23 protein-coding genes and 2 pseudogenes are annotated in these 24355 nt (G+C 66.8%); 15 read left to right on the forward strand and 10 right to left on the reverse strand.

Going from position 1 to position 24355, the window contains the following annotated elements:
• The first annotated feature begins 7 nt into the window (after positions 1–7).
• From G6N10_RS16410 to G6N10_RS16470, 14 genes are all read left to right on the forward strand, one after another.
• Positions 8–1006, forward strand: coding sequence for an acyl-CoA dehydrogenase family protein (locus tag G6N10_RS16410; RefSeq protein ID WP_085094139.1), 999 nt, complete (start codon positions 8–10; stop codon positions 1004–1006).
• On the forward strand, positions 1006–2166 hold the full coding sequence (gene fadE29, locus G6N10_RS16415) for an acyl-CoA dehydrogenase FadE29 (protein ID WP_085094137.1): 1161 nt from the start codon (positions 1006–1008) through the stop codon (positions 2164–2166). The genes G6N10_RS16410 and fadE29 overlap by 1 nt, the downstream gene beginning before the upstream one ends.
• Positions 2163–3140, forward strand: a complete 978-nt coding sequence (locus G6N10_RS16420; protein ID WP_085094135.1) for a bifunctional MaoC family dehydratase N-terminal/OB-fold nucleic acid binding domain-containing protein — start codon at positions 2163–2165, stop codon at positions 3138–3140. Before fadE29 ends, G6N10_RS16420 begins: the two co-directional genes overlap by 4 nt.
• Complete coding sequence (locus tag G6N10_RS16425; protein ID WP_085094133.1) at positions 3137–3541, forward strand: MaoC family dehydratase; 405 nt, start codon at positions 3137–3139, stop codon at positions 3539–3541. Before G6N10_RS16420 ends, G6N10_RS16425 begins: the two co-directional genes overlap by 4 nt.
• A 2-nt stretch (positions 3542–3543) precedes the next feature.
• Positions 3544–4698 carry a 17-hydroxy-3-oxo-4-pregnene-20-carboxyl-CoA lyase gene (locus tag G6N10_RS16430; protein ID WP_179962902.1) on the forward strand — a complete coding sequence of 385 codons (1155 nt, stop codon included), beginning with the start codon at positions 3544–3546 and terminating at the stop codon, positions 4696–4698.
• Between the two features lie 197 nt (positions 4699–4895).
• Positions 4896–5615, forward strand: a complete 720-nt coding sequence (locus G6N10_RS16435; protein ID WP_085094129.1) for a response regulator transcription factor — start codon at positions 4896–4898, stop codon at positions 5613–5615.
• Positions 5616–6011: 396 nt separating this feature from the next.
• Entirely contained in the window at positions 6012–7496 is a 1485-nt protein-coding gene (locus G6N10_RS16440) for an AMP-binding protein (protein ID WP_085094127.1), read from the forward strand.
• Between the two features lie 10 nt (positions 7497–7506).
• Positions 7507–7728, forward strand: coding sequence for an acyl carrier protein (locus G6N10_RS16445; RefSeq protein ID WP_085094125.1), 222 nt, complete (start codon positions 7507–7509; stop codon positions 7726–7728).
• Positions 7725–9113, forward strand: a complete 1389-nt coding sequence (locus tag G6N10_RS16450) for a flavin monoamine oxidase family protein (RefSeq protein ID WP_085094123.1) — start codon at positions 7725–7727, stop codon at positions 9111–9113. The genes G6N10_RS16445 and G6N10_RS16450 overlap by 4 nt, the downstream gene beginning before the upstream one ends.
• A complete protein-coding gene (locus tag G6N10_RS16455) occupies positions 9110–10078 on the forward strand; it encodes a KamA family radical SAM protein (RefSeq protein WP_234810475.1) in 969 nt (322 codons plus the stop codon). Before G6N10_RS16450 ends, G6N10_RS16455 begins: the two co-directional genes overlap by 4 nt.
• Positions 10079–10255: 177 nt before the next feature.
• Positions 10256–11755 carry an IS21 family transposase gene (istA, locus tag G6N10_RS16460; RefSeq protein WP_085100250.1) on the forward strand — a complete coding sequence of 500 codons (1500 nt, stop codon included), beginning with the start codon at positions 10256–10258 and terminating at the stop codon, positions 11753–11755.
• Complete coding sequence (locus tag G6N10_RS20620) at positions 11752–11925, forward strand: hypothetical protein (protein WP_276509296.1); 174 nt, start codon at positions 11752–11754, stop codon at positions 11923–11925. The genes istA and G6N10_RS20620 overlap by 4 nt, the downstream gene beginning before the upstream one ends.
• A gap of 11 nt (positions 11926–11936) precedes the next feature.
• Positions 11937–12482 (forward strand): IS21-like element helper ATPase IstB, encoded by a 546-nt coding sequence (gene istB / locus G6N10_RS16465; RefSeq protein ID WP_276509313.1) that lies wholly within the window; start codon positions 11937–11939, stop codon positions 12480–12482.
• A 282-nt stretch (positions 12483–12764) separates the two neighbouring features.
• Positions 12765–13310, forward strand: a complete 546-nt coding sequence (locus G6N10_RS16470; RefSeq protein WP_322790474.1) for a hypothetical protein — start codon at positions 12765–12767, stop codon at positions 13308–13310.
• Here the strand turns inward: G6N10_RS16470 and G6N10_RS16475 are convergent.
• Positions 13252–14563: pseudogene (locus tag G6N10_RS16475) on the reverse strand (IS256 family transposase). The gene G6N10_RS16470 and the pseudogene G6N10_RS16475 sit on opposite strands and share 59 nt — an antisense overlap.
• A gap of 136 nt (positions 14564–14699) precedes the next feature.
• Here G6N10_RS16475 and G6N10_RS16480 point away from each other — a divergent pair.
• Positions 14700–14879: pseudogene (locus tag G6N10_RS16480) on the forward strand (integrase core domain-containing protein); the annotation flags it as partial.
• Here G6N10_RS16480 and G6N10_RS20760 read toward each other — a convergent pair.
• The 9 genes from G6N10_RS20760 to G6N10_RS16525 form a co-directional block, all read right to left on the reverse strand.
• Positions 14841–15152, reverse strand: a complete 312-nt coding sequence (locus G6N10_RS20760) for a hypothetical protein (RefSeq protein WP_163742546.1) — start codon at positions 15150–15152, stop codon at positions 14841–14843. The pseudogene G6N10_RS16480 and the gene G6N10_RS20760 overlap by 39 nt on opposite strands.
• Positions 15142–17457: a heavy metal translocating P-type ATPase gene (locus G6N10_RS16490; protein WP_085100111.1), complete on the reverse strand. Its 2316-nt coding sequence runs from the start codon at positions 17455–17457 to the stop codon at positions 15142–15144. Before G6N10_RS16490 ends, G6N10_RS20760 begins: the two co-directional genes overlap by 11 nt.
• 77 nt (positions 17458–17534) lie before the next feature.
• Positions 17535–17747, reverse strand: a complete 213-nt coding sequence (locus G6N10_RS16495; protein WP_085100108.1) for a heavy-metal-associated domain-containing protein — start codon at positions 17745–17747, stop codon at positions 17535–17537.
• A gap of 629 nt (positions 17748–18376) precedes the next feature.
• Positions 18377–19780: an IS1380 family transposase gene (locus G6N10_RS16500; protein ID WP_163742322.1), complete on the reverse strand. Its 1404-nt coding sequence runs from the start codon at positions 19778–19780 to the stop codon at positions 18377–18379.
• 120 nt (positions 19781–19900) lie between these two features.
• Positions 19901–20713, reverse strand: coding sequence for a class I SAM-dependent methyltransferase (locus G6N10_RS16505; RefSeq protein ID WP_085092600.1), 813 nt, complete (start codon positions 20711–20713; stop codon positions 19901–19903).
• A 149-nt stretch (positions 20714–20862) separates the two neighbouring features.
• The gene (locus G6N10_RS16510) at positions 20863–21873 is read right to left on the reverse strand and encodes a cation diffusion facilitator family transporter (RefSeq protein ID WP_085092599.1); all 1011 of its coding nucleotides are present in this window, start codon (positions 21871–21873) and stop codon (positions 20863–20865) included.
• On the reverse strand, positions 21870–22292 hold the full coding sequence (locus tag G6N10_RS16515) for an ArsR/SmtB family transcription factor (RefSeq protein WP_085092598.1): 423 nt from the start codon (positions 22290–22292) through the stop codon (positions 21870–21872). Before G6N10_RS16515 ends, G6N10_RS16510 begins: the two co-directional genes overlap by 4 nt.
• A gap of 40 nt (positions 22293–22332) precedes the next feature.
• Positions 22333–23532: a sensor histidine kinase gene (locus G6N10_RS16520; RefSeq protein ID WP_085092597.1), complete on the reverse strand. Its 1200-nt coding sequence runs from the start codon at positions 23530–23532 to the stop codon at positions 22333–22335.
• The gene (locus G6N10_RS16525; RefSeq protein WP_109750368.1) at positions 23529–24284 is read right to left on the reverse strand and encodes a response regulator; all 756 of its coding nucleotides are present in this window, start codon (positions 24282–24284) and stop codon (positions 23529–23531) included. Before G6N10_RS16525 ends, G6N10_RS16520 begins: the two co-directional genes overlap by 4 nt.
• Positions 24285–24355 lie beyond the last annotated feature (71 nt).

Raw genomic sequence — 24355 nt, forward strand, 5'->3', positions numbered from 1 at the left:
AAGCACAGTGGATTTCAGTCCCGACCCGCAGCAGCAGGCCGTCGCCGACGTCGTCACCTCGGTGCTCGACCGTGACAACTCCTGGGCCGCCCTGGTCGACGGCGGCGTGGCCGCCCTCGGTGTGCCGGAGCGGCTCGGCGGCGACGGCGTCGGGCTGCCAGAGATCGCGACCGCGCTGACCGAGATCGGTCGGCACGGCACCACCGGCCCGGCACTGGGCACCCTCGGGCTGGGGCTGCTGCCGCTGCTGGCGCTGGCCACCGACGAGCAGCAGGACCGCTACCTGGCCGGGGTGGCCGGCGGCGCGCTGCTGTCCGCCGCGCTCAACGAGCCGGGCACCGCGCTGCCGGAGCAGCCCGGGGTCACCCTGGCCGACGGCCGGCTCAACGGCACCAAGATCGGCGTGCCCCACGCCGACGGCGCGCAGTGGCTGCTGGTCACCGCCGACTCCGGCGTCGCGGTGGTGTCCCCGCGCGGCGAGGGCGTCGCGCTGACCCGGACGCCGACCGCCAACGGCTCCGAGGAGTTCGTCGTCACCCTCACCGACGCACCGGCCGACGGGGTGCTCGACGGCGCCACCGCCGCGGATGTCAATCGGCTGGCGCTGGCGGCCTACGGCTCGTTCGCCGCGGGCCTGACCGCCGGGGCGCTGCGGCTGACCGCCGACTACGTCGCCACCCGCGAGCAGTTCGGCCGGCCGCTGTCGACGTTCCAGACCGTCGCCGCGCAGCTGTCCGAGGTGTACATCACCGCCCGCACCATCGCGCTGCTGGCCACCTCGGCGGCCTGGCGGCTCGCCGAGGACCTCGACGCCGACGAGGACCTGACGATCCTCGGATACTGGGTGACCTCGCAGGCGCCGGTCGCCATGCGCACCTGCCACCATCTGCACGGCGGCATGGGCATGGACATCACCTACCCGATGGACCGGTACTACTCGTCGATCAAGGACCTGGCCCGCTGCCTGGGCGGTCAGGCGCAACGACTCGAGCTGGTGGGAGCGTAATGTTCATCGATCTGACGCCCGAACAGCGGGCGCTGCAGGCCGAGCTGCGGGAATACTTCTCGACCCTGATCACCCCCGAAGAAGCCGCCGCGATGGAGACCGACCGGCACAACGAGGCCTACCGCACGGTGATCAAGCGGATGGGCTCGGACGGCAAGCTCGGCGTCGGCTGGCCCAAGGAGTACGGCGGCCTGGGCTTCGGCCCGATCGAGCAGCAGATCTTCGTCAACGAGGCCAACCGCGCCGACATCCCGCTGCCGATGGTCACCCTGCAGACCGTCGGGCCGACCCTGCAGGTGCACGGCACCGAGGCGCAGAAGAAGCAGTTCCTGCCCGGAATCCTTTCCGGCGACGTGCATTTCGCTATCGGCTACTCCGAGCCGGAGGCCGGCACCGACCTGGCGTCGCTGCGCACCACCGCGGTCCGCGACGGCGATCACTACATCGTCAACGGCCAGAAGATGTGGACCACCGGCGCGCACGACGCCGACTACATCTGGCTGGCCTGCCGCACCGACCCGAATGCCGCCAAGCACAAGGGCATCTCGATCCTGATCGTCGACACCACCGATCCGGGCTACTCGTGGACGCCGATCATCCTGTCCGACGGCGCGCACCACACCAACGCCACCTACTTCAACGACGTGCGGGTGCCCGCCGACATGGTGGTCGGCGGGGAGAACGGCGGCTGGAAGCTGATCACCACCCAGCTCAACCACGAGCGGGTCGGCCTCGGCCCGGCCGGCCGGGTGGCCGGGATCTACGACCAGGTGCACAGCTGGGCGACCACCCCGGGCTCGGACGGCGTCACGCCGATCGAGCTGCCCGCGGTGCGCCGGCTGCTCGGCCAGATCAAGTCGATCTGGCGGATCAACGAGCTGCTGAACTGGCAGGTCGCCGCCTCCGGCGAGACGATCGCGGTGGCCGACGCCGCCGCGACCAAGGTGTTCTCCACCGAACGCATCCAGGAGGTCGGCCGGCTGGCCGAGGAGATCGTGGGCTACGGCAATCCCGCCGACCCGCACACCGGCGAGGTGCTGGTCTGGCTGGACAAGATGACCAAGCGCAACCTGGTCATCACCTTCGGCGGCGGCGTCAATGAGGTGATGCGCGAGATGATCGCGGCCTCGGGCCTCGGCGTGCCGCGGGTGCCCCGATGAGCGGCGAGCGCCAGGACCTGGCGGCGGGCATCGAGGCGATCAAGGCCGCCGGGCGCAGCGCCCCGCGGCTGGGCCGCGACCCGGTCAACGAGCCGATGATGCACCACTGGCTCGACGCGATCGGCGACCGCAACCCGATCTATCTGGACGAGGCGGCCGCGCAGGCGGCCGGGCATCCCGGCGTCGTCGCCCCGCCGGCGATGATCCAGGTGTGGACCATGATGGGCCTGGGCGGGGTGCGTCCGGACGACGACCCGCTCGGCAAGATCATCGAATTGTTCGACGCCGCAGGCTATGTCGGTGTGGTCGCGACCAACTGCGAGCAGACCTATCACCGCTACCTGCGCCCCGGCGAGCAGGTCGGGATCAGCGCCGAGCTGACCGACGTGATCGGGCCGAAGCAGACCGCCCTGGGCGAGGGCTACTTCGTCAACCAGAAGATCACCTGGACCGTCGGCGACGAGGAAGTCGCCGAAATGATGTGGCGCATCATGAAATTCATTCCCGCCGACCGGCAGGCCCCGGCCACCACGGTGCCCGAGGACCTGGACCCGGACAAGCTGATGCGGCCGGCCGCCTCCCGGGACACCAAGTTCTTCTGGGACGGCGTCAACGCGCACGAACTGCGCATCCAGCGTCGCGGCGACGGCGTGCTGCAGCATCCGCCGATCCCGGCGGTGTGGCGCGATCATCAGGTCGAGCCGGTCGCCGGCACCGACTGGGTGGTCGGCTCGGGCAACGGCACGGTGTTCAGCTACGTGGTGCACCACGCGCCGAAGGTGCCCGGGCGCTCGCTGCCGTTCATCATCGCGCTGGTCGAGCTGGAGGAGGGCGTCCGGATGCTCGGCGAGCTGCGCGGGGTGGACCCGGAGTCCGTCGAGATCGGCATGCCGGTTCAGGTCGGCTATCTGGACTTCCCGGACAGCGACGTGAGTCCGGCCTGGACCCTGTACCACTGGGAGCCCCGCGCATGAGCACCGTGACACCGACCGTCGGCAGCACGCTGCCGGAGCTGGCCATCTACGGCGATCCGACCTTCGTGGTGTCCACCGCGATCGCCACCCGCGACTACCAGGACGTGCACCACGACCGGGACCAGGCGCAGGCCAAGGGCTCCAAGGACATCTTCGTCAACATCCTCACCGACACCGGGCTGGTGCAGCGCTACCTGACCGACTGGGCCGGGCCCAGTGCCCGGATCCGTTCGATCGGGCTGCGGCTGGGTGTGCCGTGGTACGCCTACGACACCGTCACCTTCCGCGGTGAGGTGACCGCCGTGGACGGCGATCTGGTGACCGTGAAGGTCACCGGGTCCAACAGCCTCGGTGACCACATCATCGCCACCACCACCCTGACCATGGGAGCTTCCGAGTGAGCCTGTCCGGTAAGGCGGCAATCGCCGGCATCGGCGCGACCGACTTCTCCAAGAACTCCGGCCGCAGCGAGCTGCGGCTGGCCGCCGAGGCGGTGCTCGACGCGCTGGACGACGCCGGGCTGGCGCCCGCCGACGTCGACGGCCTGGTCACCTTCACCATGGACTCCAACCTGGAGACCGCGGTGGCCCGGTCCACCGGCATCGGTGAGCTGAAGTTCTTCTCCCAGATCGGCTACGGCGGCGGCGCGGCCGCCGCGACCGTGCAGCAGGCGGCGCTGGCGGTGGCCGCCGGGGTGGCCGAGGTGGTGGTCGCCTACCGCGCGTTCAACGAGCGCTCGGAGTTCCGGTTCGGCCAGGTGATGACCGGGCTGACCGTCAACGCCGACTCCCGCGGGGTGGAGTACAGCTGGTCCTACCCGCACGGGCTGAGCACCCCGGCCGCCTCGGTGGCCATGGTGGCCCGTCGCTACATGCACGAATACGGCGCCACCAGTGCCGATTTCGGCGCGGTGTCGGTCGCCGACCGCAAGCACGCCGCGACCAACCCCAAGGCGCACTTCTACGGCAAGCCGATCACCATCGAGGACCACCAGAACTCCCGGATGATCGCCGATCCGCTGCGGCTGCTGGACTGCTGCCAGGAGACCGACGGCGGCGTGGCGATCGTGGTCACCACCCCGGAGCGGGCCCGCGACCTGCGGCAGCGCCCGGCGGTCATCGAGGCCGCCGCCCAGGGCGCCGGCGCCGACCAGTTCACCATGTACTCCTACTACCGCGACGAGCTCGGGCTGCCCGAGATGGGCGTGGTGGGCCGCCAGCTCTGGGCGCAGTCCGGGCTGAGCCCGGCCGACATCCAGACCGCGGTGCTCTATGACCACTTCACCCCGTACACCCTGCTGCAGCTGGAGGAGCTGGGCTTCTGCGGGGTGGGCGAGGCCAAGGACTTCATCGCCGGCGGCGCCATCGAGCTGGGCGGCCGGCTGCCGATCAACACCCACGGCGGCCAGCTCGGCGAGGCCTACCTGCACGGCATGAACGGCATCGCCGAGGGTGTCCGCCAGCTGCGCGGCACCTCGGTCAACCAGGTCGACGGCGTCGAGCACGTGCTGGTCACCGCGGGCACCGGGGTGCCGACCTCCGGGCTTATCTTGGGCTGAGTTTCTGCCGGCGCGATCGCGCCGGAGTGTCGGAAATTGTCGGAAATTCTGTGAATTTCCGGCCAACTGTTGCCAGCGAACCCGAAGCTATTTAGTGTACGCATTCAGAGCGATGCCGGAGGTGTCGGGGGAGCGCGGGCATCGCGGCTAAGGGCCACGATTGGGGGCCGCGCAATGTGCGGAATTCTCGGGAACACATGATCGACGGCGAGGCGACGCTGGAGGTCGCCCCCGACGGCGGCCCAGCGGACCGGGTTCCGGTGTCCGACCTGAGCGTTCCGGTACTGATCGTCGACGACTACACGCTGTCGAGGGACAACCTGGTGACGGCGCTGGCCGGATGCGGGCACACCATCGGCGCGGCGCGGGATTTGCCGTCGATGCTGCAGGCGAATGCGCAGATCGCGCCGGAAATTGTGCTGTTCAACATTCACAATCGGGACTGCGAAATGTTGATGGTGTCGATGCTGCAGCTGAATCCGCAGGCCCGGATCATTGTGCTCGGGGTGCCCGCCGACGACGAGGTTGCGATCGTGAAGTGCGCGGAGATCGGCGTGGTCGGCTACCACATCCGGTACCAGTCGATGGCCGAGCTGATGGGGGTGATCCGGCGGGCCGCCGCCGGGGAATCCTTCTGCACACCGGAGATATCGACGGTGCTGCTGCGCCGATTGTCGGAGCTGGCCGCTCAGCGGCAGGCCGGCACCCCGACTCCGATGCTCACGACTCGCGAGGCGGAGATTCTGCGGATGCTCCGGATGGGCCTGTCGAATAAGCAGATCGCCGCGGAACTCTGCATCGCCGTGCACACCGTGAAGAATCATGTCCACAGTTTGTTGGCCAAATTGGCGGTCAGGACCAGGGCCGAAGCTGCGGCGTTGCCCTCGGGTGTGGACGACTGCCCGCCCGGTTGCTGAAGCTGAGCGCGCCGCCGCGGGGCCTAGTTCCAGATCCAATCCGCGGATTCATCGGAGAATCGCTGTGACGGCGTGTGCCGCCGGTCTGATGGTGACTGCGCCGGTTGTGGACCACCGAGAGCCCGGCGATCTGGCCGGAACGCCCGCCTGAGAACTAGTCCCTGGATCGGGCAAAATTCGCTCCGATGACCTATAGGCGGCGGTGGCGCCGGCGCCGATAGTGATCTGGTGATCAGCAACGGGGGGCGATGGCCGGCGGGGTCCGCGGCCAGCTCCGACCGCGGGTGCCCCGCGGTACAGCCGTGTCCCAAGGCCGGCTTCGTCGCGGTCCCCGACGGAGCCGGTCGACACGGGCAGGGCGGGGCGGGGAGCGCCACCGCCGTTGCTGCTGGAGGCGTGATCACGGATTTCACGGCCGCTGCTCGAGCCTGGCCCGACCGCACGGCTGTCGTGCACAACGGGTCGGCCATCAGCTATCGGGAGTTCGCCGGACGAGTCCGTGGTACGGCCCGGCGTTACCGGTCCGTTGGCATTGACGCGGACGGGTCGGTCGGGCCGATCGGTGCGCTGGTCGCACCCGAACCCGCCGTGGGACAACACCTGCTGGCGATACTGCAGGCCCGCGCCACCTACTGCCCGATCGACGCAACCCAGCCGATCGCCCGCCAAGAGGTGCTCGCGGCCGCGCTGGGCCTGGACCGGTTGTTCGCGGTGGCCGCTCACCGGCGCGGGCCGGCCAACCTGCAGATCGACAGGCTCGCCGACTACCCGCCGCGTCCAGATGCCGAACTGCCGCAGGCGAAACCGGGGGATCCGGCGTATGCGCTGTGCACGTCCGGGTCAACCGGATCCCCGAAGCCGGTGCTGGTTCCGCATGGCGCACTGGCCGTCACGGTGCGCGCCCTCAGAAAGCTGTTCGAGCTCACGCCCGAAGACCGCGTCCTCCAATTTGCTTCGCTCGGTTGGGACACCTGCCTGGAGGAGATCTTGCCCGCGCTGACCGCCGGCGCCGCCCTGGTTTTCGATGACGCGGCGCATTCGGGGTCGTTCCAGTCCTTCATCCGAATGCTGACAAACCAGAAGATCACCGTCGTTGACCTGCCGACCGCGTTCTGGCATGAATTCGTGCTCTTTCTGTCCGAGGAGCCGACGACCCTGCCCGAGAGCCTCCGATTGGTGGTGATCGGTGGCGAGCGGGTCGACCCAACCCGGTTGCGGCAGTGGCGTGCGCTGCCGGTCGGGCGGATCAGGCTGCTCAACACATACGGATGCACCGAGACGACGATGGTGACCCATGCTGTGCAACTGAGCGGCCCCGGTACCGAACCAGGCATCGAGGCCGGCGAGGTTCCGATGGGCAGGCCGCTGCCCCATGTGCGTGACCACGTCACCGAAGGTGGCGAGCTGTTGGTGTCTGGGCCGGGACTGGCGACCGGCTACCTCGGACTGCCGAACGCCACCGCAGCCGGTTTCGAAGTTGCCGACCATGGCTGGGGCCCCGATCGGTGGTTTCACACCGGGGACCTGGTCCACCGCGGCCGGAATGGTCTGCTGTACTCGCGTGGACGCGCGGATGAACAAGTGAAAGTCCTTGGTGTGCGGGTACATCCGGCCGAGGTCGAGGAGCAGCTGAACGCGCACCCCGCGGTCGGGGGCGCGGTTGTGGTCGGCGAGCGCTCGCTGGGACGCACCTCGTTGACCGCATACGTGGTTCCGGCCGCGCTGACGACGGCGGAAGAACTGCAACGGTATCTCCGGCTGCGCCTGCCCAGTCAATTCGTCCCCAGCAAGGTGACGTTCGTCTCCGCGCTGAGCTACACCGTCAGCGGCAAGGTCGACCGGGCCGCAACACGCTGTGCTGCAGCGCATTCCAATGTCTAAGGGGTAGTCGATGAGTACCGTCCGCATCGTCGAGATCTTCCGCAGGGTTTTGAACACGGCCGAAGTGACCCCGTGCTCGGACTTCTTCGCACTCGGTGGGGATTCGCTGCTGGCAACCCGGGTGCTCAGTGCGATCGCGCGGGACTTCGGGGCCGAACTCTCGTGGGAGGACTTCATCGAGAATCCCTCGGCAGCGGGGCTTTTCGCCAAGGTCGCCGGGGCGGCGTCATGACCGAGGAGGCCGTGGGTGTCATCGTCGTCGGTGCCGGGCTGGCGGGCCTGACAGCCGCGGCCGAGCTGGTGTCGGCCGGCACCGAGGTGGTCGTGCTGGAGGCCCGTGATCGGGTCGGCGGCCGGATGCTTGGCGTCCCGATATCCCCGGGCGTCGTCGCAGATGGCGGCGCCGCCTATCTCGGAGTCCGGCACACCGAACTGCTCAGACAGCTTCGGCAGCACGGGCTCGATGTCGTCCCCACGGCGATGGCCGGGGCAAGCACGTTTCTGATGTCGGACCGCCAGACGACCACCCCGGGCCGGCTGCCTCCGCTGGACGTGGTCGCGATCGGCGATCTGTTCGATCGGCTCGAGGGCCTGGTCGCCGGGGTTGATCCGCAGGCACCCTGGCAGACCCGTGGGGCCGAGCGTCAGGACCGGTGCACGGTTGCGCGCTGGATGGCCGAGGACGTGCGGCATCCGGATGCAAGAACGTTCCTGCCGCTCTTCCTCGGCGAGATGATGGCCGCCGACCCCGCCGCCATCTCGGTCCTGCATATGGCCTTTTATCTGCGCTCGGGTGGCGGAATCCGCTATCTGAACGCATTTGACGGAGGGGCTCAGCAGTGGCGCATCAACGGGGGATCCCACCGGTTGTGCGAGGCGCTGGCCGACCGGCTTGTCCGGCCGGTGCGGTTGGGGCATCGGGTCGTTCGCATCGACCAGGATGCCGATGGGGTTGTCGTGCGGTGTGCGCCGGGCGTCGATGGCGAACCCCGTCGGTATCGGGCCGATCGGGTGGTCGTCGCGGTTCCCCCGCTGTTGGCGCAGAACATTGAATTCCGGCCCGGCCTCGCCACGCCGCGAGCGACCGCGGTCACCGGGCGCGGTTGCGCGGCAAAGGTACATCTGGGCTACCCGTCCCCGATATGGCGTGAGCACGGACTCTCCGGATGGTCGATGAGCACCGACGGGCCATTGCTGTCGACCGTCGATGACTCGCCACCGGATGGATCGGTGGGCGTGTTGACCGGATTCGTCACCGGCGCGGCGGCCTCGGCGTTTTCGGCGCTGACGGCGGCGGCGCAGCGCGCTGCGGCGCTGGACCACGTCGGCCGACTGTTCCCGCAATTGCCGCCGCCGACGCGATGCACGGTGACGGACTGGCTGGCCAGCGACTACAGCAGGGGCTGCTACGCCGCACTGTTTGGCCCGGGGGACTGGTTGCGGCTCGGGCCCACCCTCAGCGATCCGCACGGACGGGTGCACTGGGCCGGCACGGAAACCAGCCTGGAGTTCTTCGGCTTGATGGAGGGCGCGATCAGGTCCGGGCGTCGGGTCGCCGCTGAACTGATCCAGTCCGCCGAACCGGTGGTGCCGCCGCGAGAGGTGCTGGCGCCGTGACGATTCTCAGTGCGGTCACGCACCCGGCACCGACGGGGTACACCGCGGCCGCCGATCAGCCGTACAGCTATGTGCGCCGGGAGTTGTGTGAGCCGGACTGGCGGCGCTATCCCGGTTGGGCCGCGGTCACCGAGGCGCAATGGCGAGATCCGCAGTGGCAGCGGGCGCATTCCGTCAAAAACATCACGCAGCTGCGCGCCGTGGCCGGGGACCTGCTCGATGAGCGGTTCTATGGCGACCTGGCCGCCGATCAGGCCAGAAAAGCAACGATGTCGATGTTGCTGCCCCCGCAGATGCTGAACACCATGGTGCCGGACTTCCCGCCGGAGGCAACCGGGTTCACCGAAGAGTTCTACGCCGATCCGATTCGGCGGTACATGCTGCCGGTGCTCAGCGACCGAAACCGGGAATGGGTGTCGCACCCGTACGCCGAGCGGGATTCGTTGCACGAGAGCGATATGTGGGTGGTCGAGGGACTGACCCATCGCTACCCGACGAAGGTGCTGGCCGAACTGCTGTCAACCTGCCCGCAGTACTGCGGGCATTGCACTCGGATGGATCTGATCGGGAATTCAACTAGCACGGTCAGAAAATCCAGCCTGCTGCTGGCGCCCGCCGACCGCCAGGACCAGATACTGAACTACCTACGTGCCACCCCCGCGGTGCGCGATGTTGTGGTCTCCGGTGGGGACGTGGCGAACCTGCCCTGGCCCCGCCTGGAATCCTTCCTCCTACGGCTCCTCCAGATCGAGTCCATCCGCGACATCCGGTTGGCGACCAAGGCTCTGGCAGCGTTGCCTCAGCACTGGTTGCAGGCCAAGGTGGTCGACGGGGTGCATCGGGTGGCAACGACCGCCGCTGCGCGTGGGGTGAACCTCGCGTTGCACACCCATATCAACCACGTGCATTCGGTGACCCCGTTGGTTGCCGAGGCGACCAGGGTGTCTGTGATCGTCTATAGGTAGTCCGTTTCGGCGGGGTTTTCCTGCCAGCTGCGCGGCTGGTTTCCTGCCATTTCAGCGGTAAGAATCCGGCCAGTCGGTGCTGCGGTGGTGTGTCCCTTCGTAGGTTCTCTCGCGGTGCTGCTGCGGTTGTGCAGCGGCTCGTGGAAGGGGAGAACCGGAAAGCAGATGACGATAGCTATGACGATGCAAGAACAGATCCGGAAGCTCGACGCTGCCGGTGTTTCGGCCCGCCAGATCGCCAAGGATCTGGGGATCTCCCGCGACTCGGTCGCGAAATACATTGCCGTGCAGGATTTCTCACCGAAGCCGCCGGTGATTCATCGGCGTCCGGGTGCTTCGGTGCTGACCGGGTTCACGTCGGTGATCGATGAGTGGCTGGCCGAGGATGAGGGTCGGCCCCGCAAGCAGCGCCACACTGCCCAGCGGGTCTGTGACCGGCTGGTCGCCGAACACGGGTATGGGGGGTCGTATTCGGCGGTGCAGCGCTATGTGAAGGCCTACCGGGCCGCGCGCCGCAGCGCGCGGCAGGGGTTCTCCGAGTTGGTGTGGCCGCCGGGGGTCGGGCAGGTCGACTTCGGGCAGGCCCAAGCGGTGATCGCCGGGGTGATGCAGGTGCTGCACGTGCTGGTGGTCACCTTCCCGCACTCCAACATGCGCTATGTCCAGGCCTATCCGGGGGAAACTGCTGAGAGCGTGTGCCATGGCCTGCGGGTGATCTTCGAGCACATCGGCGGCGCGGCGCGGGAGCTGATTTTCGACAACGCCGCCGGGGCGGGGCGCCGTCGCGGGGAGAAGGTCGTCGAATCGACGCTGTTTGGGGCGTTCCGCGCGCACTATCGGTGTGCGGCGCGGTACTGCAACCCGTATTCCGGGCATGAGAAGGGCAGTGTGGAGAACGCGGTGGGGTTCTTGCGCCGCAACCTGATGGTCCCCGAACCCCGGGCCGAGAGCTTGTCCGGGCTCAACGCGATGCTGCTGGCCCGCTGCGAGGAGCTCGCCGCCACGGGGCATTACCGCAAGCAGACCCCGATCAGTGAACTGTTTGACGCCGACCGGGCCGCGCTGCTGGCGCTGCCCGGTGTCGGGTTCGACCCGGTGCGCTATGTGGCGCGGCGCACCGACAAGACCGGCAGTCTGCTCGTCGAGGGCCGTTCCTACTGCGCCGGGCCGGCGATGGCCGCCCAGACGGTCACCGTCGGAGTGCGTTTTGACCGCATCGAGTTCCTCGATGCCCACGGCCACCCGGTGATCTCATTGCCGCGGGCCTACACCAACACCACCGAGACGGTGTTCGACCCGGTGGCACTGTTGCCGCTGCTGGCGGCCAAGCCCGGCACCTGGGGCAACTCCCCGGTCCGCGCCCTGGTCAGCGACCCGGTGCGGGACTGGCTCGACGCCGCCGCCGTCCGGGAGCGCCGTGACATGCTCGCCGCGATCCACGCGGCGGCCGGCCCAGCGGGCTTCGGCAACACCATCATCGCCGCGGAGACCGTCATCGCCACCGGCGCCGCGGAACCAGCCGCGGTCGGCATGCTGGCCCGGCGCATCGCCGCCGGCGCCGAACCCCTGGCCTCGGCCGTGGACCTGAGCGTCTACGACACCCTCGCCATCGCCGAGGCCACAGCACTGGACCAAACCGCGATGGCCGCCGCTGACGCCGGGCAGGTGTCGGCGTGAGCGCGGTCAGCGTCGCCGATGTCGTCGCCGCGGGCCGGCAGGCGTATCTGACCGTGGCGGTGCTGCAGGAATGGGCGACCAAGGCCACCCCGCGCCAGCGTGAGTATCTCCACGGGATGCTGACCGCGGAGAACGACTCCGGGCCCGTTCCCGGCGGGCCCGGCTGCTGACCGCCGCCCGGCTGCCCGCAGCCAAATCCCTCGACGGCTACGACTGGACCGCCGTCGGGTTCCCCGACGGCTACGGACGCCAGCAGCTCGCCGACCTGGAATTCCTCGACCACGCCCAAGACCTGATCCTCTTCGGCGATGTCGGGACCGGCAAAACGCATCTGGCCACCGCCTTGGCCGCCGAAGCCTGCCAGCGCGGCATCCCGGCCCGCTACTTCACCACCTCCAGCCTGGTGATGACGCTGCGCCGCGCCAAAGACACCGGCCGCCTCGACCGGGAGCTGGCCACCCTCGCCAAAATCCCGCTGCTGGTCCTCGACGAACTCGGCTACCTACCGATCGACCCCGAAGGAGCGCGGCTGCTGTTCCAGGTCATCTCCGAGGCCTACGAAAAACGCAGCCTCATCATCACCACCAACCTTGAATTCTCGAAGTGGGGAACGGTGTTCGGAGACGACAACATGGCCGCGGCGATCATCGACCGCCTCGTGCACCACGGACGGCTCCTACGCTTCCGCGGCGACTCCTACCGCGTCAGCCACGCCCTCATGAAATGACCCCACCCACCGGACCAGGAAAACCAACAGCGATGACCGAACACCCTACGCCCACCTCGGCGTCCCCGACGCCACCGAACGAGACCGCCTCAACACCGCGATGCTCACCGGCGACGGCGAATCCGACTTCTACGACGGCACCGGCCGCCCCGCGCCCTAGCCCGACAACTTCGACGATTGGAGCCCCGCCACCAGCCCCCACCGACACCGAACCCCCACCAGCCACCCTTCTGACCCACCCCCTCCGACCACAAATCCACAGTGCCGCAACACAATCCGACCATGACCCAGCCCATCGCCCAACCGCAGCGCTCACATGGCCGGAAATCCCAACAACATGGCCGGAAAATTAGCGCTCAAACGGCCGGAAACCTATTGACAAAACACACCAGGGCACTGCTCGACGCTGGGTTGCGTGACGTGCGGAACCAAGGGGTGCTGCTGCGCGGGGTGAATGCGACCTCCGCCGATCTGCTGGATCTGTGTTTCGCACTGCAGGGCGAAGCCGGCGTGCTGCCCTACTACTTCTACATGTGCGACATGATCCCCAACGCCGAACACTGGCGCATCGCCGTGTGGGAAGCCCAGCAGCTGCAACTGGAGATCATGGGCTATCTGCCCGGCTTCGCCACACCGCGAATCGTCTGCGACGTGCCCTACGTCGGCAAAAGGTGGGTCCATCAGGTGGCCTATTACGATCGGATCCGGGGCGTGTCGCACTGGAGCAAGAATTACCGAGGAATTGTCAATACCTGTGGATCGGGGTGTTTCAGGCGACCTCCGTCCCGGCGTGCTGATCGTCGTCTGAGGGCGGTGTCTGCGGCGTGATGTCGGCGGGACGCTCAAGCAGCTTGCCTTTGTGGAAGGCCGCGCCAGCGCGCACCAGGGCAACCAGGTGCGGGGCGTTGACAGCCCGCCAACGGGCCGCGGCGGCATCGATCAGCTTGTAGGCCATGGCCAGACCGGCCACCCGCGATCCCGGCCCCTTGGTCACCTTGGTCCTCAAACGCACTGTGGCGAAGGTGCTTTCGATCGGATTGGTCGTACGCAGGTGGATCCAATGTTCGGCCGGGTACTTGAAGAACTCCAGCAGCACATCGAGGTCGTCGGTGATCTTGGCGACCGCCTTGGTACTTGGCGCCGAAATCGACCTCGAACGCTTTCACCGCGAGCTGGGCCTTGTCGATATCCTCGGCGTTGTAGATCTCCTTGAGTGCCGCCAGGGCCGACGGGTGTGCTGATTTCGGCAGTGCGGCAAGAACATTAGCCTGCTTGTGGAACCAGCACCGCTGCTCTTTGGTGGCCGGGAACACCTCACGCACCGCTTTCCAGAACCCGAGCGCACCGTCACCGACGGCGAGCACGGGGGCGGTCATGCCGCGCCGTTTGCAGTCGCGCAGCAGATCGGCCCACGACTCGGCCGATTCACGGTAGCCGTCGCTGATCGCCACCAGTTCCTTGCGCCCGTCGGCGCGCACACCGAGCATCACCAGCAGGCACAGCTTCTCCTGGTCCAGACGGACCTTGAGATGGATGCCGTCAACCCACAGGTAGACGTAGTCGGTGCCCGACAGATCGCGGCGACCGAACGCGGCGGCCTCGTCTTGCCACTGCGACGTCAGCCGGGTGATCGTGGATGCCGACAGCCCGGCACCGGAGCCGAGGAACTGCTCCAGGGCCGGGGTGAAATCGCTGGTCGACAAGCCATGCAGGTACAGCAGCGGCAGGACCTCACTCATCTGCGGAGACTTGCGCGCCCAGGCCGGCAGGATCGCGGAGGAGAACCGCTTGCGTTCGCCCGTGTCCAGGTCGAGGCGGCGGTCGTTGACCCGCGGAGCTTTCACCTCGACTGCGCCGGCCGCGGTCAGCACCTCACGGGCTTGGTGGTAGCCGTTGCGCACCACCAGTCGGTGACCGTTGTCATCAAGCTGGTCGGCGTACTGAGCCACGTAGGCAGCGACCTCAGCCTGCAACGCCGTGGCCAGCATCTGCCGAGCGCCGTCGCGAACGATCTCATCGAGCAATGAGCGTCCGCCGGTTTCGTCGTTGGTCTCCTGGCCATCGTGAACTACGGTGAGCATGGGCGTACCTTCCCAACCAGCGCGCCAACGCCGGTCTTGATCGAATACCTGATTCCGTAATGATCATCCTCGGGAAGGTGCGCCCATTTTCACGCCCCCACGCCGAGGCTCATCCACAGGTATTGATCATTGCTCCCGGCTTCGTGATGAACTGCTCAACTCGTGGCGGTTCGACTCCCTGCTGGAAGCCAGGGTGCTCATCGAGGACTGGCGTCGTGACTACAACGCCAATCGGCCCCACACCGCCCACGGCGACCTCACCCCGGCCGAGTTTGCCCTACAGTGGGCCACGACCCATCAACCGAAAGTCGCATAACGACTGGACCACAAAACGGGTCCCCCTCACTCCTGCGGGGATGAATGCGGCAGGCACGCCGAGCGCCACGAACACTGCCGAATTTGCACCGAAGTGTGCCGACGTTGCGAGCAGGCGTGCCAGCAGCTGCTTACATCGCTGGGCTGATCCTGCTAACTTCCAGGAGCGCACCGACCTGGCGAACGCATCAGTGACATGGCTGATCTCGGCACCTGCGTTGCCGACCTGCGCTTTTGCCTCGACGACGCAACCCTTGAGGTGGTCATCGACCATTCGCTGCGGCTCGCGCACTTGCCGCAATGAGCGCGGGCCCCTTAGCGGCTTGGCTGTTGAACGACCGAAGACGCAGGCTGTTTCCGACGACGAACACGCTGGAAAATGCCATCGCTGCCCCGGCCAGCATGGGGTTGAGTAGGCCCAGTGCCGCCAGCGGTATGGCCGCGACGTTGTAGGCGAACGCCCAGAACAGGTTGGTTTGGATGGCGCGCAGCGTGCTGCGGGACAGGCGAATCGCGTCTGCGGCACTGCGCAGATCGCCGCGTACCAACGTGATGTCGGCTGCTTCGATGGCGACGTCGGTGCCGGTGCCCATCGCCAACCCGAGGTCGGCCTGCGCCAGGGCCGCGGCGTCGTTGACGCCGTCGCCGACCATTGCGACCACTTTGCCTTCGGTCTGCAGTCGGGCGACAACCTCAACTTTTTCCTGTGGCATCACCTCCGCGATGATCTGGTCGATGCCGACCTCGGCACCGATCTGGTGGGCCACGATGGCGTTGTCTCCAGTCAGCAGCACCGGTGTCAGGCCCAGAGCGATGAGGTCGGCGACCGCTTGCGCGCTGGTGGGTTTGACTTGGTCGGCGATGGCCAGCAGACCCCGGGGCTGACCGTCCCATGCGACGGAGACCACCGTCTTCCCTTGCCTCTCGGCGTCGGTTTTGGCCTCGGCAAGCTCAGGGGGCAGCGGCAAAGACCAGTCGGCGAGCAGTGATTCACGCCCGACCACAACGGCGTGGCCGTCGACGATGCCTCGGACGCCCTTGCCTTCCACGTTGGCGAAATCCTGCACTGGGGGCAACGTCCCAAGCTCCGCGGCCGCACCGCTGGAGATTGCCTTGGCAATGGGATGCTCTGAGGCATCCTCCAGCGCTCCGGCGAACCTAAGCAGGTCGGCGCGGTCGGTACTGGCGGCGGGAATCACATCGCTCAGCGCCATCTTGCCGGTGGTGACCGTGCCGGTCTTGTCCAGCACCACCGTGTCGATGCGGCGAGTGGACTCGAGCACTTCGGGGCCTTTGATGAGGATGCCGAGTTGTGCCCCGCGCCCGGTGCCGACCAGCAGTGCGGTCGGGGTGGCCAGACCCAGCGCGCACGGGCAGGCAATGATCAGCACGGCGACCGCCGCGGTGAACCCTGCGCTGGCGGGAAAGCCAGCGACAAGCCACGCGCCGAGTGTAACCAGCGACACGGCGATCACGATCGGAACGAAGACGGCCGACACCCGGTCGGCCAGACGCTGCACCTGCGCCTTACCGGACTGGGCGTTTTCCACCAGCTTGGCCATCTGCGCCAGCTGGGTGTCTGAGCCGACACGGGTGGCCCGCACAATGATTCGGCCGCCGGCGTTGACGGTGGCCCCGGTGACAGCGTCGCCCGCGGCGACCTCCACCGGCACCGATTCCCCGGTGAGCATGGAGGCGTCGACGGCTGAGCTACCCGATACGACGACTCCGTCGGTAGCGATCTTTTCGCCTGGCCGCACGACGAACTCGTCGCCGGGAGCGAGCCGGTCGATCGGTATGCGGGTCTCGACACCGTCGCGCATGACCGCCACGTCCTTGGCGCCCAGTTGCAGCAACGCCCGCAGTGCCGCCCCCGCCCGGCGCTTGGAGCGTTTCTCGAAGTATCGGCCAAGCAGCACGAACATCGTCACGCCCGCCGCGACCTCGAGGTAGATGTTGGCCGCACCATCGCTGGGAGCGACGGTCAGCGTGAATTCATGGGTCATGCCCGGCATGCCGGCGGTGCCGAAGAGCAACGCATACAGCGACCACAGCAGTGCGGCCGTCGTGCCCAGTGAGATGAGGGTGTCCATGGTGGCCGTACCGCGACGCAGGTTCGTCAGCGCGGCCTTGTGGAACGGCCAGCCTGCCCACGCGACCACCGGGGTGGCCAACGCCAGAGAAACCCACTGCCAGTAGGTGAACTGCAGGACAGGGACCATCGCCATGGCGATGACTGGAACCGATAGCACGATGGCACCGATCAGGCGACGACGCAGCGCGCTCAGTTCCGCGCCGTCGGCATTCTCAACGCCGGAGCCGGCGCCGTGATCCTCGCCGCGCCGCAACGTCGCAGTGTAGCCGGTCTTGTCGACCTCGGTGATCAATGTCTGAGGGTCGGTTCCCGACCGCACGGTGATGTGGGCCTTTTCGGTGGCGTAGTTCACGGTGGCGGTGACACCGTCGAGTTTGTTGAGATTGCGCTCGATGCGCGCAGCGCAGGAGGCGCATGTCATGCCCCTGATATCGAGTTCGACGTGGGCACCGGCGGGCGTGGGTTGCACCGATGATGTTGACATTCAGGACTTCCTCTCAGGCGGGGGACGCATCCGCGGACTCATGGCCGCTGCCGCGGCAACACGCTGGGTCAGGGTGGTCAGCCAACCCGCACAGCGGTGTATCCGGCCTCGACGACCGCTGCCAACACCGCGGCATCGGCGGCGGGCTCGTCGCTTGTCACCACCAACTTTCCCGTCGCAGCACTCACCTCTGCCCGCTTAACACCGTCAAGATCGCGGACTGCGTCTCGAACCGACGACTCGCAGTGCCCGCAAGTCATCCCCGTAACGCGGTATTCCGTCGTAGTCATCCCGAGCTCCCTTTCTCATGATGGCGATGCGGCGATGTTGTTACGCCCGAGCGCCGAGCAAAGCAGCGCCGTCGTCAACCGCCACCATATACCCCTATGGGGTATACAAGAAGGGTGCACGCGATTCTTCATCGAATCTTCATGCGTCCAGTGACGCCGGCCATATCGAGTTGAGGCCAGGACCATTGGGCGTACGGCTTGAGTCAGTAGACAGGCATGCTGATGTTAAACAAGAAATAGGCGAAGGGGTGATCTCACGATCATCGCGATGGTGTTGATCCGGGCGGCGTGAATTTCGGTCGTGGTGTTGGCCATCCGCTACTTGGCTCGTTGCACCAAGTTGTCGCGCATAACCTCTTGGGGCGCAGAGGATCTGCTGCAAGCAGGGCGACGCGCACGGTGAGTTCCCTTGATGGGCCATGCGCTGGGGCGGCCGAGGCGGTGGCTCACCATTCGGTATGTCGCTCCGCGACGCCCATGCAGCACAACGGTTAAGCCTCGATCCGTGGATCGACCCGGTTGAGGTGTCTGGGGATTGATTTTTGCGGTGCTGTGGGTGGTGGGCAGCGTGTAGCTGCTGGTCTGTCCAGCTTTTCCTGTGTGCTCCGGTCGGGCCTTTCGGCGGGTGGTCAGGTGGGGATTGCCGCTGGTGGGCTGTATCCGATGGTGTTGCGCCACAGGGTGGTCCACGTTGATGCCCAAGGCCAGTGGCTGGGTAGGTGCAGTGTCGGCCGCCGTTGGGGTCGGGCAAGTCGGGCCGGAATGTTGACGATGCGGCGGCGCAGTGTGGATCCTCGCGCGACGGCGTTCGTCGCGCCGGCCAGGACACCGGCCGCGCGCAACAGATTGTGGGCGATCGCGGCGCACAGGATCCAAGCCGAGTTGGCCCCGAACCGCCCCGAAGGCATGTGCGCCAGGGGTCCGTCGATGAGGTCGGCGAACACGGTTTCGATGATGGCGTGGCGGCGGTGGGTGATGTCGGCGGCATCGATCGGTTCGTCGGTGTCGGTGAAGAACGGGTGGTACCGCCACACCGGGAACAGGGCGTCTGGGTAGCGGGCGTCTTTGACGCGGCGCACGATCAACCGTGCAGTGACCGGGTGATCGGTGGAACTGAAAGCGGTGTAGGTGGTTTCGGCGACTTCGGCGTCGGAGATCCATCCGCCGGTGTCGGGGTCGCGCACTGCGCCGGGGTAGTTGACCGGAATCCAGGCGTTGTTATCGATGGAGTCGATGGCCGCGGCCACGGCGGTTGACTTGGTCAGCACCAGCGAGAATCGGGCTCCGGCGCGGCGGCAGGCAGTCGCCACGGTGCTGTTGCCGTACGCCGAGTCGCCGCGCACCAGAATCTGCCCGGTAACACCAGCGGCACGTGCGGTCGCCACGGCCTGAGCGATCATCTGGGCTGCGCCCTTACCGGAGTTGGTCTTGCCTGCCCGCAACCGCGCACCGGCGATCACCGGCGCACCGCTGTCGGTGCTGATCGTGGCAACCAACGGCGACAGGCCCTTGCGCAGGATCTGCTTCCCGGCGATCTTGGTGTGCCCATACGAGGCCCCTTGTTTGGCGTGACCAAAGACCGGGCGCAGTAGCGAGTCGATGTCGACGAAGGCCCGCACGTCGGCGCCGGGGATCAGATCGACGCGCGAGCACAGCGCGGCCAGGTGCTCGCGCAGCACTGATTCGAGTTGGCGGGTGTGCCCGAAGGTGAACTCCCGCAACAGGGTTCCGATCGTCGATGATGCGTACACGCCGTCGAAGAGGGTCTTCATCCCGCCCGAGCGCACGATATCGAGGTCATCGATGCTGTCCGCGCCGGCACACATGCCGGCGATCAGGGTGGTCAGCTTCGGGGACGGATTGGCCGCACCAGATTTGATCCGCTCGCAGGTGAAACGAACCTTCTGCTCCAACAGCACCGAAAGGCGGCTCTGTTGAGCCAAGGTCATCACCGGCACCAGCCCGGCGCACGACACGAGATGCTCATCATCGAAGACCGCCGACGACGTGGTGAACCTGTGGGACACTTGCACCGGAAGTGCCTTTCTTGGGCTGTTCAGATTGTGGTGTGGTAACTCCAATCATCGCAGCTCAGAGGGCACTTTCCCTATTGCGACACCCGGTCACCCGGTCAATTCTTCGGTGGATCGAGGTTAAGACGCCACAACGACGTGCGTGGACATCTGGAACATCAACTCACCGTCCACGACATGACCTTCGATCACCGGTGCAAGCTCGCCCGCAACAGCTGCGATCAGCTCGGTCCGGGTTTCGGCACTCATCTGGATAAACGCAGGCACTGAGGTCGCCGCGCCGGCGACGGTGAGCGACACGAAATGCTCAGGCGAGGCGAATCGCACGACGAGGGATCGTGGATGGATCGCAGCCTGTTCAAAGCCCGCGTCCGCAAAAAGCGACTGCAGCTCGTCTGCCTTACCTAATGAGAAGGCCACGGCCAGATCAGAGGTTGCCGCACCAAGATGGCGGGCGGTGGCTTCGAACAGTGCTTTGTAGATCGGATGTGCATCGAGAGGCTGCCAAACGCTGAACGCCGCCATGCCGGTGCGGACCAATACGCGGCGGGTTTCATGCAGTGCTGCAATGCGGTCTGCAAAGAATTGAAGTCCCTGCTGGCATAGCACCAGGTCGACGGTTCGACCCGGCAGATCATGGCTCGCTGCGTCACCTTCTCGCCATTCAATGACGGCACCTGCCGGCGGGGGAGCGGCACGCCCGACGGCGAGCATGCCCGGATTGATATCCAGTGCGATCACGTGGCCTTCGGCTCCGACCGTCGGTGCTACTTGGCGTGCGACGCTGCCGGTACCGCAGGCCAGGTCGAGAACTCTTTCGCCGCGCCTCGGCGCGGCATACTCGAGGAGTACGCGCGTGAAAGGGTCGGCGATCGCACGGCCCAAATAGCGCTCGTAGACCTCGGCGGGATCGCGGCTGTCCACTTCGCTCACGGCGTTTCTCCCTTCCTGCCAGCCAACGTTACTCGTAGCCAGTGTGATCCGAGTGCCGCGAACCTCTCCAAAACAGTTCTCAACTTGTCTCGACGCCGTGTAGCGCGGTTTCGGGCGGTGGGCGGTGGATTTGGCTGTCTGGGGCCTTGTCAGGCCGGGTAGGCGTGGATGAGCGCTGTGGAGAGTTTGGGAACGGCGTGGGTGAGGGTGTGTTCGGCGTTGTGGGCGATCTTGTGCGCGTCGAGAAGGCCGAGGGTGGGGTCGATGTCGAGTTCGGCGTCGGCGTGTAGGCGGTGGCCGATCCAGCGCATTCTGAGGCTGCGTACCTCTGTGACGCCGGGTTCGGCGGCAAGCGCGGCTTCGGCGGCGTCGACGAGTTCGGGGTCCACACCGTCGAGGAGTCGGCGGAACACGTCGCGCGCCGCGGTGCGTAGAACGGCGAGGATGGCGACGGTGATGAGGATTCCGATGATCGGGTCGGCCAGGGGGAAGCCCAGCGCGACACCGCCGGCGCCGAGAAGCACGGCCAGCGAGGTGAATCCGTCTGTGCGGGCGTGCAGGCCGTCGGCGACGAGGGCGGCTGAGCCGATTCGGCGGCCGACGCGGATGCGGTAGATCGCGATAAGTTCGTTGCCGATGAACCCGACGAACCCGGCGGCGGCGACCCAGCCGACATGGTCGATGGGGACCGGGAGAATCAGGCGGCGTACAGATTCGTAGGCGGCGATCGCTGCCGACAACGCGATCATCGCGATGACGAATAGTCCAGCAAGGTCTTCGGCGCGGCCGAAGCCGTAGGTATACCGCCGGGTGGCTGCTCGCCGACCAAGCACGAAAGCAATCCACAACGGTATGGCGGTCAGCGCGTCGGAAAAGTTGTGGATCGTGTCGGCGAGCAGCGCGACCGAGCCCGAGATGGCCACGATGACGAGCTGAGCGAGCGCCGTGACGCCTAGGACGACGAGGCTGATCTTCACCGCGCGAATGCCCGCGGCGCTGGATTCCAGCGCGTCGTCGATGCTGTCGGCGGCGTCGTGAGTGTGCGGAGCGAAGACTTCCCGCAGCGCGGTTTTGGCTCTCCCGCCCCGGCCAACATGGTCGTGATGAGAACCGCCGTCGCTATGAACGTGCTGGTGCGCCTGATGCGCCTGGTGCGTCATGCGTCGCGTCCTCCTCGCTGCCGTGGCGAGGCGTGGGACTCGGCGATGAGGTGCAACTCGCGCAGTTCTGCGGTGCCACGGTGATGACCGGGCGTGCCGGGGCCGGCGTGCTCGGCATTGAACACCGCATCGGTCACCAGTTGCCCGATGTGATCGTTTTCGAGGCTGTAGAAGATGGTGGTGCCCTCACGGCGAGTACGGACCAACCGGGCCATTCTCAGCTTGGCCAAGTGCTGCGATACCGACGGCGCCGGCTTACTGACGTGCTCAGCCAGCTCATTCACCGCCATCTCTCGATCGATCAGTGCCCACAGCAGTTGGACACGGGTGGCCTCGGACAGCATCCGGAACACCTCGACGACCAAGGCGATCTGATCGTCCGGGAGCCGCCGCCGGCATCCACCACTATCTGCATTCATACGCAGACAATAGACCAGGGTGGGCCGTGAGTCGAACGAGTCACCCACCGAAGGCGGAGAGCTCGTCATGGCCGGGTGACGCTGGTAGCTGCCGCACGGGGGTGGCGGCTGGGGGGAGCCCGATGGTGAACGTGGCCCCGGTGCCTGGTCCTTGACTGCTTGCGGCGATGGTTCCGCCGTGGGCTTCGATGAGAGCCTTGGCGATGGCCAATCCGATGCCGGCTCCGCCCTTGTCTCGGGTGCGTGCCGCCTCGGCGCGGTAGAACCGCTCGAACACGTGGGGAAGATGTTGCGCGGAGATTCCTTCCCCGGTGTCGGTGACACGGACAATCACGCTTTGGGGTTCGCTGTGAGCCCGCACCTCGACCTGGCCATCGGGGGGTGTGTGGCGTAATGCGTTGTCGAGCAGGTTGGCCAGGACCTGTCCGAGTCGGTGCGAGTCGCCCAACACAGGTGGCAGATTCGGTTGTAGGTGCGCCGACAGAGACACTTGTTCGGCGCGGTACTGCTCGGATGCGGCGCTGACCGCGGTGGTGACCACGTCGTGGAGGTCGATCTCCGACATTGACATCGACGCCGAGCTTTCCTCGGCTTGAGCTAGCGCGGCGGCATCGTGGGCAAAGCGCACCAACCGACGGGTCTGATCGCGCAGCATGGCCACGTTCGTCGGATTCAGCGACTCGACACCGTCCTCCAACGCCTCCATATAAGCCTCCAACACCGCCACCGGTGTGCGGATTTCATGGGCCAGGTCGCCAAATAGCTGGCGTCGGGTAGCTTCCACGTCCTGCAGACGCTCGGCCATCTGATTAAACGCCGATGCCAGCGCATCAAATTCTCGACCCAGGTGCGGTGAGACGACCCGCACGCCGTAGCGGCCGTCGGCGACCGCCGTCGCCGCCGAGGCGACCACAGTGATGGAGCGCTGCAGCCGCCGACTGATATACCAGCTGACGGCGAAGGCGGCCAACGCCGAAACCGCCAACGCGCCGCCCACCGCGGCGGCCATCGCGTATCGAAAGGCCTCCTCGGCGTGGTGTTGCTCGGCGGAGTTGGCGGCCACGCCGGCTTGGCGCAGATGGTCACGAAACAACGGCGGCCCGACGATCGCGGCGACAACCCAGGTGGTCACCGCGCCGGCCAGCAAAACCATTGTTTGGGCGACCAGCAGACGCATACCGATCCCGGGATGGCGCTCGATGTGCAGCGATGCTGTCCGGGAGGTCGCAGGGGCGCTCATTGCCCGTTCCCCATCCGGTATCCGACACCGCGGACGGTGAGGACGTAACGGGGCGTGCTCGCGTTTTCGCCGAGCTTGCGCCGCAGATGGCCGATGTGGACGTCAATGACATGCTCGTCACCGACCCACGGTCCGTCCCGCACCGTTTCTAGTAGCTGGCGACGGGTCAACACCGTCGCCGGACGTGCAGACAAGGCCACAAGCACGTCGAATTCTGTGCGCGTCAACCGGATCGGCTCGCCATCGAGCTCGACCTCCCGCGCGGCGAGGTCAATTTGCAGCGCCCCGAAGCGTCGCGGCGGCGGTGCGTGCTCACCGGCGGCTGCGCCATCGACGGCCACCGAGCGGGGCCGGCGAAGCATTGCGCGGATGCGGGCCACAAGTTCTCGCGGACTGAACGGTTTGGTGACATAGTCGTCGGCGCCGACCGTCAGGCCAACGATCGTGTCGACTTCGGTGTCGCGGGCGGTGAGCATGACCACGTAGGCGTCGGAGAAGGTGCGCAGCTGCCGACATACTTCCAGCCCGTCGATACCCGGCAACCCCACGTCGAGAACCACCACATCGGGATCAAACTCCCGCGCCACGGCCACTGCTTGCGAACCATCAACGGCGATATGGGTTTCGAAATGTTCGCGATTGAGGTAGCTGGCCACCACTTCAGCAAGCGCTACCTCGTCGTCGACGATGAGCGCACGGTAGCCGTGCGCCTCAGCACCTGGCTGTGTTGACTTCTGGTTCATGGTGTTCATGGTGCCCGCTAACCACCGCTCACACATCGCCGACCCAACAACAGCACCAGACTCTCCGCCGCACCGGTAGG

Origin of the sequence: Mycolicibacterium fallax, assembly GCF_010726955.1 — a bacterium.
Taxonomy (GTDB): domain Bacteria; phylum Actinomycetota; class Actinomycetes; order Mycobacteriales; family Mycobacteriaceae; genus Mycobacterium; species Mycobacterium fallax.